The sequence below is a fragment of the Citrobacter telavivensis genome (assembly GCA_009363175.1).
Classification (GTDB): domain Bacteria; phylum Pseudomonadota; class Gammaproteobacteria; order Enterobacterales; family Enterobacteriaceae; genus Citrobacter_A; species Citrobacter_A telavivensis.
In genome coordinates this window covers 753760-770572 of sequence record CP045205.1, presented here as the reverse complement: position 1 = coordinate 770572, position 16813 = coordinate 753760, and the positions used below count along the sequence as shown (strand labels likewise).

At 55.3% G+C, this 16813-nt stretch carries 13 protein-coding genes; 6 read left to right on the top strand and 7 right to left on the bottom strand.

Features of this window, described 5'->3' with window-relative positions:
* The first annotated feature begins 254 nt into the window (after window positions 1-254).
* From ptsP to GBC03_05900, 3 genes are read left to right on the top strand one after another with little or no spacing between them, the layout of a single operon-like run.
* Complete coding sequence (gene ptsP, locus GBC03_05910) at window positions 255-2756, top strand: phosphoenolpyruvate--protein phosphotransferase (protein ID QFS69780.1); 2502 nt, start codon at window positions 255-257, stop codon at window positions 2754-2756.
* Between the two features lie 11 nt (window positions 2757-2767).
* On the top strand, window positions 2768-3430 hold the full coding sequence (gene fsa, locus GBC03_05905) for a fructose-6-phosphate aldolase (protein ID QFS69779.1): 663 nt from the start codon (window positions 2768-2770) through the stop codon (window positions 3428-3430).
* A 12-nt stretch (window positions 3431-3442) separates the two neighbouring features.
* Complete coding sequence (locus tag GBC03_05900) at window positions 3443-4546, top strand: iron-containing alcohol dehydrogenase (GenBank protein QFS69778.1); 1104 nt, start codon at window positions 3443-3445, stop codon at window positions 4544-4546.
* A 45-nt stretch (window positions 4547-4591) separates the two neighbouring features.
* Here GBC03_05900 and GBC03_05895 read toward each other — a convergent pair whose 3' ends face one another.
* The 4 genes from GBC03_05895 to GBC03_05880 all read right to left on the bottom strand — a co-directional run bounded on the left by GBC03_05895 (window position 4592) and on the right by GBC03_05880 (window position 9906).
* On the bottom strand, window positions 4592-5497 hold the full coding sequence (locus GBC03_05895; protein ID QFS69777.1) for an EamA family transporter: 906 nt from the start codon (window positions 5495-5497) through the stop codon (window positions 4592-4594).
* A gap of 108 nt (window positions 5498-5605) precedes the next feature.
* Window positions 5606-7786: a catalase/peroxidase HPI gene (gene katG / locus GBC03_05890; GenBank protein QFS69776.1), complete on the bottom strand. Its 2181-nt coding sequence runs from the start codon at window positions 7784-7786 to the stop codon at window positions 5606-5608.
* 166 nt (window positions 7787-7952) lie between these two features.
* Window positions 7953-8843 carry a methylenetetrahydrofolate reductase gene (gene metF / locus GBC03_05885; GenBank protein QFS69775.1) on the bottom strand — a complete coding sequence of 297 codons (891 nt, stop codon included), beginning with the start codon at window positions 8841-8843 and terminating at the stop codon, window positions 7953-7955.
* 169 nt (window positions 8844-9012) lie between these two features.
* The gene (locus GBC03_05880) at window positions 9013-9906 is read right to left on the bottom strand and encodes a LysR family transcriptional regulator (protein QFS69774.1); all 894 of its coding nucleotides are present in this window, start codon (window positions 9904-9906) and stop codon (window positions 9013-9015) included.
* A gap of 89 nt (window positions 9907-9995) precedes the next feature.
* Here GBC03_05880 and GBC03_05875 point away from each other — a divergent pair, with 89 nt between their 5' ends.
* A complete protein-coding gene (locus tag GBC03_05875; GenBank protein ID QFS69773.1) occupies window positions 9996-10367 on the top strand; it encodes a carboxymuconolactone decarboxylase family protein in 372 nt (123 codons plus the stop codon).
* A gap of 62 nt (window positions 10368-10429) precedes the next feature.
* Here the strand turns inward: GBC03_05875 and GBC03_05870 are convergent, their stop codons facing one another.
* Both GBC03_05870 and metB read right to left on the bottom strand, forming a co-directional pair.
* Window positions 10430-12862, bottom strand: a complete 2433-nt coding sequence (locus GBC03_05870) for an aspartate kinase (GenBank protein QFS69772.1) — start codon at window positions 12860-12862, stop codon at window positions 10430-10432.
* A gap of 2 nt (window positions 12863-12864) precedes the next feature.
* Window positions 12865-14025, bottom strand: coding sequence for a cystathionine gamma-synthase (gene metB, locus GBC03_05865; protein QFS69771.1), 1161 nt, complete (start codon window positions 14023-14025; stop codon window positions 12865-12867).
* A 276-nt stretch (window positions 14026-14301) separates the two neighbouring features.
* Here metB and metJ point away from each other — a divergent pair, with 276 nt between their 5' ends.
* On the top strand, window positions 14302-14619 hold the full coding sequence (metJ, locus tag GBC03_05860; protein QFS69770.1) for a met regulon transcriptional regulator MetJ: 318 nt from the start codon (window positions 14302-14304) through the stop codon (window positions 14617-14619).
* A 67-nt stretch (window positions 14620-14686) separates the two neighbouring features.
* The gene (locus GBC03_05855) at window positions 14687-15295 is read left to right on the top strand and encodes a YiiX family permuted papain-like enzyme (protein ID QFS69769.1); all 609 of its coding nucleotides are present in this window, start codon (window positions 14687-14689) and stop codon (window positions 15293-15295) included.
* Between the two features lie 72 nt (window positions 15296-15367).
* Here GBC03_05855 and GBC03_05850 read toward each other — a convergent pair whose 3' ends face one another.
* Entirely contained in the window at window positions 15368-16792 is a 1425-nt protein-coding gene (locus GBC03_05850; GenBank protein ID QFS69768.1) for an MFS transporter, read from the bottom strand.
* Window positions 16793-16813 lie beyond the last annotated feature (21 nt).

The following is a 16813-nucleotide window of genomic DNA, read 5'->3' as shown; positions in this document are numbered from 1 at the left end:
ATAGGCAATCCGCAAGAGCGCAGACAGTGGATAAAAAGGCCATTTACTGGATTTTTGTAATGTCAGTACAAAAATGGGATCCGCCTCATAAGTTGAGAAATAGGAGGATTTATGGATATCACGTCGACTTGTGAACTATCTCCCACTTTTCGTCTTACATTACATTTGTCCAGTTTTTGGCAGAATTGTCACATGGCAGCGAACAACCAAGGCCTTTTATCCTGTAGGCAGAAAACCGTTATGGGAGAGAGGCAATGGCCCTGATTGTGGAATTTACCTGTGAGCTGCCCAATGGCGTTCATGCACGCCCGGCAAGCCATGTTGAGACACTGTGTAATACCTTTACTTCACACATTGAGTGGCACAACCTACGAACCGATCGTAAAGGCAACGCCAAGAGCGCGCTGGCGCTGATTGGCACAGATACGCTGGCCGGCGACCATTGCCAGTTGCTGATTACCGGCGCGGATGAAGCCGATGCCCATCAGCGCCTGAGCCAGTGGCTGTGCGACGAGTTTCCCCACTGCGATGCGCCGCTGGCTGAGGTCAACAACAGCGAATTAGAACCGCTACCGGCCTCGCTGACCCACCTGAATCCGCAGCTTTTCCGCGCCCGCAGCGTTTGCAGCGGCAGCGCGGGCGGCATCCTGACGCTTCTCTCTTCGCTGGATCTCAATGCGCTCGGCGAACTTCCTGCGGCAAGCGATGTGGAAAGCGAGCAGTCGGCGCTGGATCGCGGCTTAACGCTACTGGTGAAAAACATTGAATTTCGTTTGCTCGACAGCGACGGCGCCACCAGCGCTATTCTGGAAGCCCACCGTTCGCTGGCAGGCGATACCTCCTTGCGTCAGCATCTGCTGACGGGCGTTTCTCGCGGCTTAAGCTGCGCACAGGCGATTGTCGACAGCGCTAACCACTTCTGCGAAGAGTTTGCTCGTTCCAGCAGCAGCTATTTGCAGGAACGCGCGCTGGACGTGCGTGACGTCTGCTTCCAGTTGCTGCAACACATCTACGGCGAAAAACGCTTTCCGGCCCCCGGAAAACTGACCCAACCTACCGTCTGCATGGCGGATGAATTGACGCCCAGCCAGTTCCTCGAACTGGACAAAACCTTCCTCAAAGGCCTGCTGCTGAAAAGCGGCGGTACCACCTCGCACACCGTGATCCTGGCTCGTTCATTCAACATTCCAACGCTGGTTGGCGTCACGACTGATGCCTTAACCCCGTGGCTGCAACAAGAGGTCTATATCGACGGCAATGCAGGGGCGGTGGTGGTCGCGCCTGACGAGCCGGTCAGCCGCTACTATCAGCAGGAAGCCCGCGTGCACGAGGCGCTGCGCGAGCAACAGCGCGTCTGGTTGACCCAGGAAGCGCGCACGGCTGATGGTATCCGAATGGAAGTTGCCGCCAACATCGCCCACTCCGTGGAAGCACAGGCGGCATTTGGCAACGGCGCGGAGGCAGTCGGTCTGTTTCGCACCGAAATGCTGTATATGGACCGGATCTGCGCCCCAGGCGAGAACGAGCTGTACAACATTTTTTGCCAGGCGCTGGAATCCGCGCAGGGACGCAGCATTATTGTGCGCACGATGGATATCGGCGGCGATAAACCCGTTGATTACCTGAATATTCCCGCTGAAGCCAACCCGTTCCTCGGCTATCGCGCCGTGCGTATCTATGAAGAATACGCCGCACTGTTTACCACTCAGCTCCGATCGATCCTGCGCGCCTCGGCGCACGGTAGTCTGAAAATCATGATCCCGATGATCTCCTCGATGGAAGAGATCCTGTGGGTTAAAGAGAAACTGGCGGAAGCCAAACAGCAGCTGCGCAATGAGCAGATCCCGTTTGATGAAAAGATCCCGCTCGGCATTATGCTGGAAGTCCCGTCAGTAATGTTCATCATCGATCAGTGCTGTGAAGAGATTGATTTCTTTAGCATCGGCAGTAACGACCTGACGCAATACCTGCTGGCCGTTGACCGCGATAACGCCAAAGTCACCCGCCATTACAACAGCCTGAACCCGGCCTTCCTGCGCGCGCTGGATTTCGCGGTGCAGGCAGTACACCGTCAGGGGAAATGGATCGGCCTGTGTGGCGAACTCGGGGCAAAAGGCTCCGTTCTGCCGCTGCTGGTCGGGCTGGGACTGGACGAAATCAGCATGAGCGCCCCCTCCATTCCTGCCGCCAAAGCGCGGATGGCACAGCTCGACAGTCGCGCTTGCCGACAGTTACTGAATCAGGCGATGGCCTGTCGCACGTCGCTGGAAGTGGAGCATCTGCTGGCGCAGTTCCGCATGACGCAGCAGGATGCCCCGCTGGTCACCGCCCAGTGCATCACCCTCGACAGCGACTGGCGCAGCAAAGAAGAGGTGATCAAAGGGATGACCGACAACCTGCTGCTCGCCAGCCGCTGCCGCTACCCTCGCAAACTGGAAGCCGATCTGTGGGCCCGCGAGGCGGTATTCTCCACCGGACTGGGCTTCAGTTTCGCCATTCCGCACAGCAAATCTGAGCATATTGAGCAGTCCACGATAAGCGTCGCGCGCCTGAAAGCCCCCGTACGCTGGGGAGATGATGAGGCGCAGTTCATCATCATGCTCACGCTCAACAAACACGCTGCGGGAGACCAGCATATGCGTATCTTCTCGCGCCTGGCCCGTCGCATTATGCATGAAGAATTTCGCAACGCGCTGGTGAACGCCGCGTCTGCAGACGCGATTGCCAACCTACTGCAACATGAGCTTGAACTTTAAGAGGAAGCAAAATGGAACTGTATCTGGATAGCGCCAATGTGGCGGAAGTTGAACGTCTGGCCCGCATCTTCCCCATCGCCGGGGTAACAACCAACCCGAGCATTGTGGCGGCAAGCAAAGAATCTATCTGGGATGTCCTGCCGCGTCTGCAAAGGGTGATTGGCGAACACGGCATTCTGTTTGCCCAGACCATGAGCCGCGATGCGCAGGGAATGGTGAACGAAGCCAAACGTCTGAACAATGCCGTTCCGGGAATTGTGGTGAAAATCCCGGTGACCTCTGAAGGACTGGTCGCCATCAAGCAGTTGAAAAAAGAGGGCATTGTCACACTGGGTACCGCTGTGTACAGCGCATCTCAGGGACTGCTTGCCGCGCTGGCGGGGGCGAAATATGTCGCGCCTTACGTCAACCGCGTGGATGCCCAGGGCGGAGACGGTATCCGCACGGTACAGGAATTACAGACGCTGCTGGAACGGCATGCGCCGAAAAGCAAGGTGCTGGCCGCCAGTTTTAAAACCCCACGCCAGGCACTGGATTGTCTGCTGGCGGGTTGTGAAGCGATCACCCTTCCTTTAGATGTAGCGCAACAAATGCTCGATACCCCTGCGGTACAGTCAGCTGTTGAGAAGTTTGAGCAAGACTGGAAAAACGCATTCGGTAACATCAACCTGTGAGGAAAATAGGATATGGACCGCATTATTCAATCCCCCGGTAAGTACATCCAGGGTGCAGATGTCATCACTCGTCTTGGCGAATACCTCAAGCCGTTGGCTGAACGTTGGCTGGTTGTCGGCGATAAATTTGTTCTCGGTTTCGCCCAGGGCGAACTGGAAAAAAGCTTTAAAAACGCAGGACTGGCGCTGGAAGTTGCGCCATTTGGCGGTGAATGCTCGCAAAACGAGATCGACCGTTTGCGCAGCGTGGCGGAAAACGCGCAGTGCGGCGCCGTTCTCGGCATCGGCGGCGGCAAAACGCTGGATACCGCGAAAGCCCTTGCCCACTTTATGAACCTGCCTGTGGCGATCGCACCAACCATCGCCTCAACCGATGCGCCATGTAGCGCCCTTTCCGTTATCTACACCGACGCCGGTGAATTTGACCGTTATCTACTGCTACCGCATAACCCGCATATGGTGATTGTCGACACCAAAATCGTTGCCGGTGCACCGGCGCGTCTGTTAGCCGCAGGGATTGGTGATGCGCTGGCGACCTGGTTTGAAGCGCGCGCGTGTTCACGCAGCGGCGCGATCACCATGGCGGGCGGCAAATGCACTCAGGCGGCACTGGCGCTGGCTGAACTGTGCTACAACACGCTGCTTGAAGAGGGTGAAAAAGCAATGCTGGCCGCCGAGCAGCACGTCGTCACCCCGGCGCTTGAGCGCGTGATTGAGGCTAATACCTATCTGAGCGGCGTCGGCTTTGAAAGCGGCGGTCTGGCCGCCGCACACGCGGTTCACAACGGTCTGACGGCGATCCCGGATGCGCACCACTATTATCACGGTGAAAAAGTGGCATTTGGCACGCTGACTCAGTTGGTTCTGGAAAACGCGCCGGTTGAAGAGATTGAGACCGTTGCCGCAGTTTGCCATTCCGTCGGTCTGCCGATTACGCTGGCGCAACTGGATATCAAACAGGATATTCCGGCGAAGATGCGTATCGTGGCGGAAGCCGCCTGTGCGGAAGGCGAAACCATTCATAACATGCCTGGCGGCGCGACGCCGGATCAGGTTTATGCAGCGCTGTTGGTTGCCGACCAGTACGGTCAGCGCTATCTGCAAGAGTGGGAATAAAACGCATAACACTCCCGGCATCGTCCGGGAGTGTTTCTTATGTTATCACGCCTGTTCAACTGTCCGTACTTCGCGCTTTTTCCGGCTGACAATCGCCAGCGCCATGACAATCAGCACAATTCCCCCACCCTCGACAGGACCGGGGTTTTCGCCAAGCAGCCACCAGGAAAACAGAACGCCGCACACCGGAACCGCCAGGGTACTTAAGCTGGCAATACTGGCAGGCAGATTCCTCAACACAAACAGCCACAAACTCCAGGCCAGCGCTGTCGCCAGAATCGCGCTATAGGCCAGCGCCCAGAATACGATGGGCTGCCAGTCAACCACCGGTTGTGGAACCCACCAGGCCACCACACTCATCACCAGCGCGGCATACAACATCTGCCAGGCGGTTAACGACAGTAAATCGATACGAGGATGGCGGGCATACATTCGTTTGGCGACAATGGCGCTCGCGCCCCAACTGACCCCGGAGAGGATCGCCAGCAACGCACTCTTCAGCGAGGCGTAATTCAGTTGCCACGGCTGCATCACCAGCAGTAAACCAATAGCCGCAATCATAATTGCCGCGTATTGCAAACGCCGTAGCCTTTCGCCCAGAAACAGCGCCGCCAGAATGACGACCCAGAATGGCATGGTATAGGTCAGAATCGCGACCTTTCCCGCCCCGCCGCTCATCAGCGCCCACTGCGCCAGCCCGATCATGCCGCAGGTCTGTAATAGCGCAATCGCCAGCGTGTATTTGAACGGCGTCGGGCGCAGACCGCGGCCACGCAGGAGGAGGACGATGAATAATAGTAAGGTTCCGAAGATACAGCGTAATGCAGTGAAGTCGAACGCGCCGATATAGCTCGTGACCTGCTTCATAAAAATCCAGCTATAGCTCCAGATAAGGGTAAGTAAGATAAGACCACCGATTGCCAGTGGATTGCCCTTTCCTGAGACAGACATGATTAATCCAGTAGATTGACGTTTCCTGTAAACACTATACCCCTACGGATACACTTCAGCGACTGCAAGCAGTCGCTGAAGTGGGGTCAGATTACGTCTGAATCGGGATTACTGCAGGTCGAAGCGGTCCAGGTTCATCACTTTCACCCATGCCGCAACGAAGTCCTTCACGAACTTCACATGCGCATCGCTACCGGCATACACTTCCGCCAGAGCACGCAATACGGCATGAGAGCCAAAGACCAGGTCCGCACGTGAAGCGGTGTATTTCACTTCACCGGTCTGACGATCGCGGCCTTCAAACTGTTCGTTTGACTCATCCACCGGTTTCCATTCATGACGCATATCCAGCAGGTTGACGAAGAAGTCATTGCTGAGCACGCCCGGACGATCGGTAAAGACGCCATGCTTACTGCCATCGTAGTTCGCGCCAAGAACGCGCAGACCTCCCACCAGCACGGTCATTTCCGGTGCGGTCAGGGTCAACTGCTGCGCTTTATCAATCAGCAGAGACTCTGTCGTTGCCGCGCCAGGTTCACCGCGATAGTTACGGAAACCATCAGCGATCGGTTTGAGCAGTTCAAACATCTCGACATCCGTCTGATCCTGGCGCGCGTCCACGCGACCTGGGGTGAACGGCACATGAATGCTGACACCTGCGGCGCTGGCGGCTTGTTCAACCCCGACGACACCGGCCAGAACGATGATATCGGCCAGCGAGGCTTTAGCAGAGTCGCGCTGGATTTTCTCCAGAACCGGTAGCACACGCGTGGCAATCGCATTGACATCCCAACCACGCTGCGGCGCTAATGCCAGACGCGCACCGTTCGCCCCGCCACGTTTATCACCACCGCGGAAGGTCGACGCAGATGCCCACGCGACGGACACCAGCTCGCCAACAGAGAGGCCAGACGCGGCAATCGCAGATTTCAGGCTCAGGATATCTTCTTCTGTCGGATTGAAGGTCGGTTGCGGCAGCGGATCCTGCCAAATCAGATCTTCTTTTGGCACTTCCGGTCCGATGTAACGCGCTTTCGGCCCCATATCACGGTGGGTCAATTTGAACCACGCACGGGCGAAGGCTTCGTTAAACGCCTGCGGATCGTTCAGGAAGCGACGGGAAATTTTTTCGAATTCCGGATCAAAGCGCAGCGTCAGGTCGGTGACCAGCATGGTGGGCTTGCGTTTTTTCGACGGGTCGAATGGATCGGGAATAATTTCTGGCGCATCAACCGCTTCAAACTGGATGGCGCCAGCCGGGCTACGCGTCTGTACCCACTCATATTTGAACAGGTTCTCGAAGAAGTAGTTGCTCCATTGGGTTGGGGTTTGCGTCCAGACCACTTCCAGTCCGGAGGTAATCGCATCCGCGCCCACACCGCTACCAAAATCGCTTTTCCAGCCTAAACCCTGGTTTTCGATCGGTGCCACTTCCGGGTCCGGACCGACATGTGTCGCCGGGCCTGCGCCGTGGGTTTTACCCAACGTGTGACCGCCTGCAATCAACGCGACGGTTTCTTCATCGTCCATCCCCATGTTGCCAAAGGTTGCACGAATTGCTGAGGCCGCAGAAAGCGGTTCACCGCTGGCGTTAGGGCCTTCCGGGTTAACGTAGATCAGCCCCATCTCGGTGGCGGCTAAAGGACGTTTTGCCAGCTCTTCCGGGTCACGGTGGGCAAGCCACGTTTTCTCATCGCCCCAGTTAACATCCAGATCCGGTTCCCAGACGTCCTCGCGACCCGCACCGAAACCAAAGGTACGGAAGCCCGAGTTTTCCAGCGCGACGTTACCCGCCAGAATAAACAAGTCTGCCCAGGAAATTTTTTGCCCGTATTTTTGCTTGATTGGCCACAACAGGCGACGCGCCTTGTCCAGGCTCACGTTATCCGGCCAGGAGTTCAGGGGAGCAAAACGCTGCTGTCCACGACCCGCGCCACCGCGGCCGTCAACGGAACGATAGGTACCTGCACCGTGCCAGGCCATGCGGATAAACAGACCGGCATAAGTTCCCCAGTCAGCAGGCCACCACGGTTGAGATTCGGTGAGAAGCGCTCTGAGATCGCCTTTCAGCGCGGAATAATCTAATTTGCTGAATTCTTTGCGGTAATCGAAATCTTCACCCAGCGGGTTTGAGCGATTGGAATGTTGGTTTAAAAGGTCGACGCGGAGCTGGTTAGGCCACCAGTCACGGCTGGTTGTTCCTGCTCCAGCGCTCTGGTCATGGCCGCCCTGATGAAAAGGACATTTTCCGGCGGACGTCGGGTTATGGATATCGTCTGGCGTGCTCATCTATATGCTCCCTTTACAGTGTTTACATTACGATATACACCTACAGAGATAAGATATAGTCGAAATAATCCACAGATTCGATAGCTGATACCTTTTATATTTTTAGTTACAGAGATGTAGATCAAAATGAGGTGTAAAAAAGCCCTCCGGGGAGGGCCGAGGCATTTTATACACCGGGTCTGACGCCCAGCGTGTGGCAAATCGCGTAGCTCATTTCAGCGCGGTTAAGTGTATAGAAATGAAAATCTTTTACCCCTTCCCGGCTTAAAATTTTCACCATGTCCATGGCGATATTTGCCCCCACCAGCTTGCGGGTTTCCGCATCGTCATCAAGGCCGTTAAACATTTGTGACATCCACGACGGAATGCGCACATTGGTCATATCAGCAAACTTCTTCGCCTGCTTAAAGTTCGAGACCGGCAGAATGCCAGGAATGATTTCCACGTCGATGCCCGCAGAGACGCAGCGGTCGCGAAAACGCAGGTAGCTTTCGACATCAAAGAAAAATTGGGTGATGGCGCGATTCGCCCCGGCATCCACTTTACGCTTCAGGTTGAGCAAGTCCGCCTGCGCGCTTTTCGCTTCCGGGTGCACTTCCGGGTAAGCGGCGACGGAGATATCAAAGTCAGCCACCTCTTTGAGCAGGCTCACCAGATCGGCAGCATACATATCCGGCTTGCCGCTGCCCGCCGGCAGGTCGCCACGCAGCGCAACAATGTGGCGGATACCGTTGTTCCAGTAGTCCTGCGCGATAGTGCGCAGCTCATCGCGAGTCGCGTCAATACAGGTCAGGTGCGGTGCGGCTTCCAGACCCGTGCGATCTTTAATCCCTTTGATAATACTGTGCGTACGGTCGCGCTCGCCAGAGTTTGCGCCGTAGGTTACCGAAACAAACTTCGGCTTCAGGCTGCTCAGGCGATCGATGGAATTCCACAGGGTTTGCTCCATTTCACTGGTGCGCGGCGGGAAAAACTCGAACGAAACGTTAATCTGACCCTGGACTTCCGCCAGGCTCTGATTCAGGGCTTCCCGCTGGTTGGCGTGAAAAAAGCTCATACCTTACCTCATCAATCGCTTGTCATTATATGTTGTGTTGTGAACATCTATCCGTTTAGACGTCCAGATGTAAAAATGACGGAAAAGCACGATGACGTCAACTGAAAAATCATCGTTGATGGTGAGGAAAAGTCAGGGAAGATGAAAAAAATTCACGTTAGCCCGCCATTCAGAGGGCTGATATCACGCTTTTCAGCCACTGTAAGCGCGCAACGTTCTCCGGCAGCATTACCAGCCCCGCCTGAATACTGAGTTCACCGTTGTGCAGTGGACGAAAAACCACGCCCTGGCGCTGAATGGCGGCAAAGGAGGCCGGAAGTAAGCTCAGACCGTCGCCATGCGCAATTCGCGCCAGCAGAACGTCATGCTCCAGCGGTTCTTCAAGACAGGTCGGGGCGTAACCCACGCGCTGAAAGCGTTCCCGCGTAGCGTCAAAGAAGGCCGGATTACGTTCCCGGCTGAACCAGAACAGCGGTCGGTGGTTAAGTTCCGCCAGGAGGAGAGACTCTCTGCCTGCCTCTGGCCAGATGGCGGGTAGCGCCGCGATGAGCGGCTCGTGCCAGTCGAGCGACGTGACGGCAAGTCCGTCGGACTCCAGCGGCAACGCCACCACGGCAGCATCCAGTTTTCCGCGTCGCACCTGACGCACCAGATCGGGTGAGCCCTGGCGCACCAGACGCAGGGTCTCCACCCGGGTATTCATCTGCGTTTCCAGCCCAGCGAAAACACCCTGCTCAAACGCCGTCGTCAGCCCCAGACGCAGCGACTGCACATCATTTGGCGCGAGCTGACTCAGAGCTGCCCAGGTTTTATCCTGCAGTTCCAGCAGCGGACGTACGATCTCCAGCACCCGTAGTCCCTCATTTGTCAGCGTCAGGCCTTTGGTATGACGGACAAACAGCGTTATCCCCAGACGTTCTTCAAGCTGGCGTATGTGGCGGCTGAGCGGCGGTTGCGACATAAACAGTCGCTGGGCCGCCCGGCTCATGTTGTTCTCTTCCGCCACCACGGCAAAGTAGCGCAGCAGGCGGATATCCAGAGAGTACAGAGGCGGTGTTGTCATACCGAAAAGGTATCACGGAAACGGTATTATCCAAATGATTCCGCCCGCCCTATCCTCACGCCATACATTACACAAACGAGGAAGACACCATGCATTCGGAACGTTTTATTACCGGTCAGGACATGCTACAGCAGGTCGATGGCAAAGGCGGCGATGCCGTCGTCGAGAGCCTGAAAGATATTGCTCCCGACTTCGCCCGCTATCTGATTGAGTTTCCTTTTGGCGACATCTATTCCCGACCCGGGCTGGATTTACGCAGTCGGGAGATTGCCACCGTCGCCGCATTGACCGCGCTGGGTAATGCCACGCCGCAGTTGAAGGTACATATTGCCGCCGCGCTGCACGTCGGGTTAACGCAGGAGGAAATTATTGAGGTGATGATGCAGATGGCAGTATATGCAGGCTTTCCAGCCGCGTTAAACGGTCTGTTTGCCGCAAAAGAAGTGTTTGCCGGCCGGTAACGCACCGGCCAGCATGATTGACGAACCGTAGGCCGGATAAGCGCAGCGCCATCCGGCAAAAACTACAGCAGTTGCGCCAGACGGTTAATATCTGACTGGATCGCCCCGGCGGTAACGTCACGACCGGCACCGGGTCCGCGGATCACCAACGGATTATCGCGATACCAGCGACTTTCAATGGCGAAGACGTTATCGCACGGCAGCAGCGCTGCCAGCGGGTGCTCTGGACGAACGGCTTCGACGCCGACGCGCGCTTTGCCGTTGGCATCGAAACGTGCCACATAGCGCAGCACCAGCCCCATTTCGCGGGCCGCTTCCAGACGTTGCACCATCTGGTCGTTCAGTTCATCGCCATTTTCAAAGAAGTGATCGATTGAACCTTCTTCACAATGTGCGGGAACCAGCGACTCAACGCGAACCTGATCCGGCTCGATGTCGTAGCCCGCTTCACGCGCCAGAATCACCAGCTTGCGCATCACATCTTTACCCGACAGGTCGACGCGCGGATCCGGCTCCGTCAGTCCCTGCTGCCAGGCCTGATCCACCAGATCGGTAAACGGCACAGAGCCATCAAACTGCAGGAATAGCCAGGACAGCGTGCCGGAGAAGATCCCGCTGATTGACAGGATAGTGTCGCCGCTGTCGATCAGATCGCGCACGGTGTGGTTGATCGGCAACCCCGCCCCCACGGTGGCGTTGTACAGCCAGTGACGCCCGGTCTTATCAAACGCGTCGTGGATCTGGCGATACTTATTGCTGGTACTCGCCCCGGCCAGTTTGTTAGCGCTGATGACGTGGAAACCGTGACTGGCGAAGTCGAGATACTGATCGGCAAGCTGTTCGCTTGCGGTCACATCCAGCACCACCAGATCGTCATACGGGTGCGCGCGCATCCACAGGAACAGCGACTCTTCATCCTGTTCAATGGCTTCATCATTGAAGAACGCCAGCGCCCGGCTGGCATCAAGCCCTTCGTAGTTCAACAGGCTGCGACGGCTATCCACCACCCCTGCCAGCACAAATTCAAAACCGGTACGCGCCGAGAGCGTACTCTGCTCGCGAGCAAACAGTTCCAGCCAGCGGGAACCAATATTGCCCTTGCCAAAGAGCACCAGGCCGATGCGTTTTTCTGCGCGGAAAATGGACTGATGCAGACCCTGAATCAGGCTCTCCGTCGGGCCGGTACGCAGCACGGCCACCAGGCTGATGCCCTCTTCCGACTGCCAGGTAAATTCCACCGGCTGTCCTTTCAGCTGCTGCCAAAAACGGTGGCAGTGCAGCGGATTACGGGTGACGCCCGCCCCCACCATCGCCACCAGCGCCAGCCCCTGACGCAAACGCAGTTCACCCGGCAAACCCGCTTCATCGAGGATTCGCAGAGCGCTATCCGCCACTTCCGAGGTGTAGCAGAACTGCAGCAGGTGACGATCGGTATGAACGCCAACGGCCAGCGGACGCACCTGCGCACGCTTGAGGACCTGGTCGATATCCTTATGCGCCTGCTTAAAGTCCTGGCTGGCAGGAACCTGAAATTCAATCAGGCAAACGTCATCATGGCTGGTCACGATACGCGCGCCGGTACCTGAAGCCAGTACGCGCTCAATGCGCGTAGAGCCTTGATCCGGCGTGTAGCTACAGCGCAACTGGAGATCGATATCGCTCCCGGAAACCGGCTGCAGCGTACGGGTGTGCAGAACCGGTGCCGCCAGGCGCGCCAGCTCGCTGGCTTCATCCAGACGTAACAGCGGCAACAGGCAGGCGTCTTTAACTTTACGCGGGTCAGCGCTGTACACCCCGGCCACGTCGCTCCAGATGGTGACGCGGGAAACGCCCGCCAGCGCGCCAACCTGCGTGGCGGAATAGTCAGAACCGTTACGGCCCAGCAGCACCGTATCACCCGCATTACTACGGCTGATAAAACCGGTCACCACCAGACGTTTTTGCGGGTGCTGGATCAGCAGTTGCTGCAATAACGGGTAAGAAAGCCCTTCATCCACCTGCGGTTGCGCGGCGCGCTCGGCGCGTAAGAATTCACGCGCATCCAGCCAGGCCGACGCCATGCCATGCTGATTCAGCACCGCAGACATCAGACGTGCCGACCATACTTCACCATGACCTACCACCTCCGCATAAACAGCGTCATTCACACCGCTGTCCAGCAGGTTTGCCAGACGCTCCAGATCGCTAATAAACAGGCTGGTTAATCCATCCGCCACGTCAGCGGGAAGCAGGCCGCTAATCAGCTCACACTGATAGCGGCGCAGGGTCTGTTGCACCTGATGCGCAGAGAGGCGATCGGTCTGACTTAATTTCAGCCAACTGATCAGTTGGTTGGTCGTACTGCCCGCAGCGGAAACCACCATCATGTCGTCAGGCTGTGAGTATTCCGCCATGATGCCCGCGACGCGCAGATAACATTTCACGTCAGCCAGACTACTACCACCAAATTTGTGCAGTTGACGACCCTTCGCCCCTGCCTGCGCAATCATACTCATGTTTACCCCTTGTTTGCAGCCCGGAAGCCATTTTCCAGGTCGGCAATTAAATCTTCGCCATCTTCAATACCGGTGGAGATACGCAGCAGCGTCTCGGAGATCCCGGCAGCAGCACGCGCTTCTGGAGCCATGCCGGCATGCGTCATCGTTGCGGCGTGAGAGATTAGGCTTTCCACTCCCCCTAAGGATTCCGCCAGCGTAAACAACGACAGCCCGCTCAGGAAACGACGCAGCGTCTGCTCATCGCCATCCAGTTCAAAACTCAACATTGCGCCAAAACCTTTTTGCTGACGCACGGCAATGTCATGCCCCTGATTTTCCGGCAGCGACGGGTGATAGAGCTTTTTCACCAGCGGCTGGGTTTGCAGGTAATCGACGATCGCCTGCGCATTGCGTTGCGCCACTTCCATGCGCGGCGACAGCGTACGCAACCCACGCAACAGCAGGTAACTGTCAAACGCGCCGCCGGTCACGCCGATATTATTCGCCCACCATGCCAGTTCGGTGACGATTTCCGGATCTTTGGCTATCACCACGCCCGCCACCACGTCAGAGTGGCCATTCAGATATTTCGTGCATGAATGCAACACCAGATCGGCGCCCAATGCCAGCGGATTTTGCAGCGCCGGGCTTAAAAAAGTGTTGTCGACAACGCTGACGGCTCCGGCTTCACGCGCCAGTTGGCAGATTTTCGCAATATCCACCACGCGTAACAGCGGATTACTCGGACTTTCCACCAGTACCAGTTTGGGTTTTTCTGCCAGCGCGGCCTGCAACGCCTGCTCATCCCCTTGATCGACAAACCGCACGCGATAGCATCCGCGCGTCGCCAGACTGTCAAACAGGCGGTAGCTGCCGCCGTAGCAGTCATGCGGTGCCACCAGCAGATCGCCTGGCTTCAGAAACACGGTTGTCACCAGGTGAATCGCCGACATGCCGGTATTGGTCAGCACCGCACCCGCCCCCCCTTCCAGTTCGGCCAGCGCACGCTGCACCACATCGCGCGTAGGGTTGCCGCGACGGGAGTAGTCATGGGCGCGAGGCTCATTAAAACCGGTAAAATTATAGGTGCTGGAAAGGTGAATCGGCGGAACGACGCAACCATACTGTTCGTCGTCATTTAACCCGCTACGCACTGCGATGGTGGCCTGTTTACGCGTCATGTTAGGGTGTTCCTGAGCTGAGTCGATGAAAAGTCAGGTCCCAGAGTAAACAGGTTAACAATAGACGTCAATACATCTGGACATCTAAACTTCTTTGCGTATAGATTGAGCAAACTGGAAATAGCCGTTAAAATTATCTGCATTAGCGCACAACTACAGGCGCTTTATCAGTGTCACAGTATCGCCTGTACGGTAAACTATGCGGAATTATGGCGAGTAGCCACACAAATAGTGCGGCATTGCCTCATATTAATGACAAAGAGGATTAAGTATCTCATGGCTGAATGGAGCGGCGAATATATCAGCCCATACGCTGAGCACGGTAAGAAGAGTGAGCAAGTAAAGAAAATTACGGTTTCCATTCCTCTGAAGGTGTTAAAAATCCTCACCGATGAACGCACGCGTCGTCAGGTGAACAACCTGCGCCACGCCACCAACAGCGAGTTGCTGTGTGAAGCGTTTCTGCATGCCTTTACCGGGCAACCCCTGCCAAACGACGCAGACCTGCGTAAAGAGCGCAGTGATGAAATCCCGGAAGCGGCGAAAGAGATCATGCGTGAACTGGGGATCGACCCGGAGACATGGGAATATTGATTTGCAGAAAAGAGCGGCGCGGGTTTCCTGGCCGCTCTTTTTAATTGTGTAACAAGGACGTTATGCCATGAATCGAGGCTTACTGGTTTTCAGTCTGCTGATTGCGACGCCTGTTTTTGCCTGGCAGCCGCAAACCGGCGATATCATCTTTCAAATGTCCTTATCCTCCCAGAGCCAGGCGATTCAACTGGCAACGCATTCTGACTATAGCCATATCGGCATGATCGTTATCCGCGAGAAAAAACCGTATGTCTTTGAGGCCATTGGCCCGGTGGTTTATACCCCTCTGCAAAAGTGGATAAAACACGGTAAAGACGGAAAATACATCGTGCGTCGCGTTGACGGTGGGCTATCGCCACAGCAGCAGAAAAAGCTCGCGCAAACCGCAAAACAATATCTTGGTAAACCTTACGATCTGGCCTTTTCCTGGAGTGACGAGCGTCAGTACTGCTCTGAAGTGGTGTGGAAGGTGTATGACCATGCGCTCGGGATGAAAATGGGTAAGCTGCAAAAGCTGAAGGATTTCGATCTCAGTCACCCGGCGGTGCAAGCCAAAATGAAAGAACGCTACGGTAAAAATATCCCGCTGAATGAAACGGTTATTTCCCCGCAGGCGCTTTTTGATGCGCCGCAACTGGAAACGGTTGAGAAGTCGTGGCCGCTGCTTTGGTGGTGACGCAACAAAGGCAGAGGTTTTCCCCTGCCTTTCAGACTCACTGCCCACTATTTTCATAGTGGTGCTCATGGGTTATTTGCTAATCCCATTAAATTTATTCAGTGTTGCTTCCATTTTGAGCGTTTCTTTACGGTTCAGTGGATAGAAATAAATCAGCATCACGGCGGCCAAAAACAGGCATAAAGCCGGTATCAGATTCGCCATCGTGTAAATATTTTCCCGCACGACGCTGGTTTGCACAGCCCCGCCCGTTGATGAGGATTGGTAGCCGATGATAGCCAGCATAAAACCCCCAATGGCCCCCGCACATGCCTGACCCACTTTGCGAGCAAAGAAGTTCACACCATAAACGGTGCCATCTTCGCGATCGCCAGTAATATACTGATGGTAGTCGCAAACATCAGTCATAAACGCCCAAATCATCAGGTTGAATAATCCGGCCCCTAGCGTCGCAAGGAAAAGAAAGACCAGATAGATTTTCGCATCCGTAATGTGGATGAAGTACATAATCAGATACATCACCACTGAAAAGAACAGTGCGCCGACGCTGGCTTCTTTTTTACCAAACCGCTTCGTGAGCCAGGACGCCGATGGCGCCAGCAGAATCAGGGAACCAAAGGTAAATAAGAGTGCGACAGACATGGCGGCTTTATTGTGGAAATAGTCATTAAACAGATAGGTCATATTGGTGCCGGAGAGACCCTGATTAATCACAATAAGCAGATCAACCACAACCAGCACAATCAACGCCTTATTGCGTAGCAATCCCTTCAGCAAAACAGAAACGGGCATGCTCTCTTTTCTTTCCACACGCACGCGCTCTGTCGTTAAGTGACAGGTCAGTGTTAAAAAGATAAAAGCCAGTATCGAGCAGCCAATCGCAATCCAGAAGAAATGTTGCCCGGAAATCACCAGGCTTCCGTCAACAAGGGTGGTATACATCAGAATGGGAATAAAAAAACCGGTTGCCCCACCACCAATCGCCGAGCCAACGCTGCGGTAAGTCGAAAGCGAAACACGATCGTCCGGATTCGAGCTAATCGCGGCTGACATTGCACCATAAGGAATGCTAACGGTCGATAACAACGAACCGTAAATAAAATAGGAACAGCAGATATAGATAATTTTCGCTGTTTCAGAAAATTCATGAACAAACGGCAGAAAAAGAACCACCGAAATGATGCAGAAAGGGTATTTCATGCGACGAACCCAGGGATTAAAACGCCCGTAAACGGTCAGTTTAGACGTATCGCATATGCGCCCTACGGCGACATCAACAAACGCATCAAAGAGTTTTGTTATAAAATAGAGTGACCCGACAATAACCCCGGAAACACCGAGCACATTAGTGTAGTAAATCATTAAAAAGCTATTGACCAACCCAAGAATAAAACAATTTCCCAGGTCGCCACACAAGTAACCTATTTTATCTCTGAATCCGAAAGGCCTGATAGCAATGCTTGCATTACTTCTTATAACATGTTCATCACTGGACATTATGTCAACTCCTGAGTGCCT

Excerpts from the sequence above, each read along its gene's own strand:
- ptsP (QFS69780.1), top strand. The coding sequence starts at position 255 with ATGGCCCTGATTGTGGAATTTACCTGTGAGCTGCCCAATGGCGTTCAT.
- fsa (QFS69779.1), top strand. The coding sequence starts at position 2,768 with ATGGAACTGTATCTGGATAGCGCCAATGTGGCGGAAGTTGAACGTCTG.
- GBC03_05900 (QFS69778.1), top strand. The coding sequence starts at position 3,443 with ATGGACCGCATTATTCAATCCCCCGGTAAGTACATCCAGGGTGCAGAT.
- GBC03_05895 (QFS69777.1), bottom strand. The coding sequence starts at position 5,497 with ATGTCTGTCTCAGGAAAGGGCAATCCACTGGCAATCGGTGGTCTTATC.
- katG (QFS69776.1), bottom strand. The coding sequence starts at position 7,786 with ATGAGCACGCCAGACGATATCCATAACCCGACGTCCGCCGGAAAATGT.
- metF (QFS69775.1), bottom strand. The coding sequence starts at position 8,843 with ATGAGCTTTTTTCACGCCAACCAGCGGGAAGCCCTGAATCAGAGCCTG.
- GBC03_05880 (QFS69774.1), bottom strand. The coding sequence starts at position 9,906 with ATGACAACACCGCCTCTGTACTCTCTGGATATCCGCCTGCTGCGCTAC.
- GBC03_05875 (QFS69773.1), top strand. The coding sequence starts at position 9,996 with ATGCATTCGGAACGTTTTATTACCGGTCAGGACATGCTACAGCAGGTC.
- GBC03_05870 (QFS69772.1), bottom strand. The coding sequence starts at position 12,862 with ATGAGTATGATTGCGCAGGCAGGGGCGAAGGGTCGTCAACTGCACAAA.
- metB (QFS69771.1), bottom strand. The coding sequence starts at position 14,025 with ATGACGCGTAAACAGGCCACCATCGCAGTGCGTAGCGGGTTAAATGAC.
- metJ (QFS69770.1), top strand. The coding sequence starts at position 14,302 with ATGGCTGAATGGAGCGGCGAATATATCAGCCCATACGCTGAGCACGGT.
- GBC03_05855 (QFS69769.1), top strand. The coding sequence starts at position 14,687 with ATGAATCGAGGCTTACTGGTTTTCAGTCTGCTGATTGCGACGCCTGTT.
- GBC03_05850 (QFS69768.1), bottom strand. The coding sequence starts at position 16,792 with ATGTCCAGTGATGAACATGTTATAAGAAGTAATGCAAGCATTGCTATC.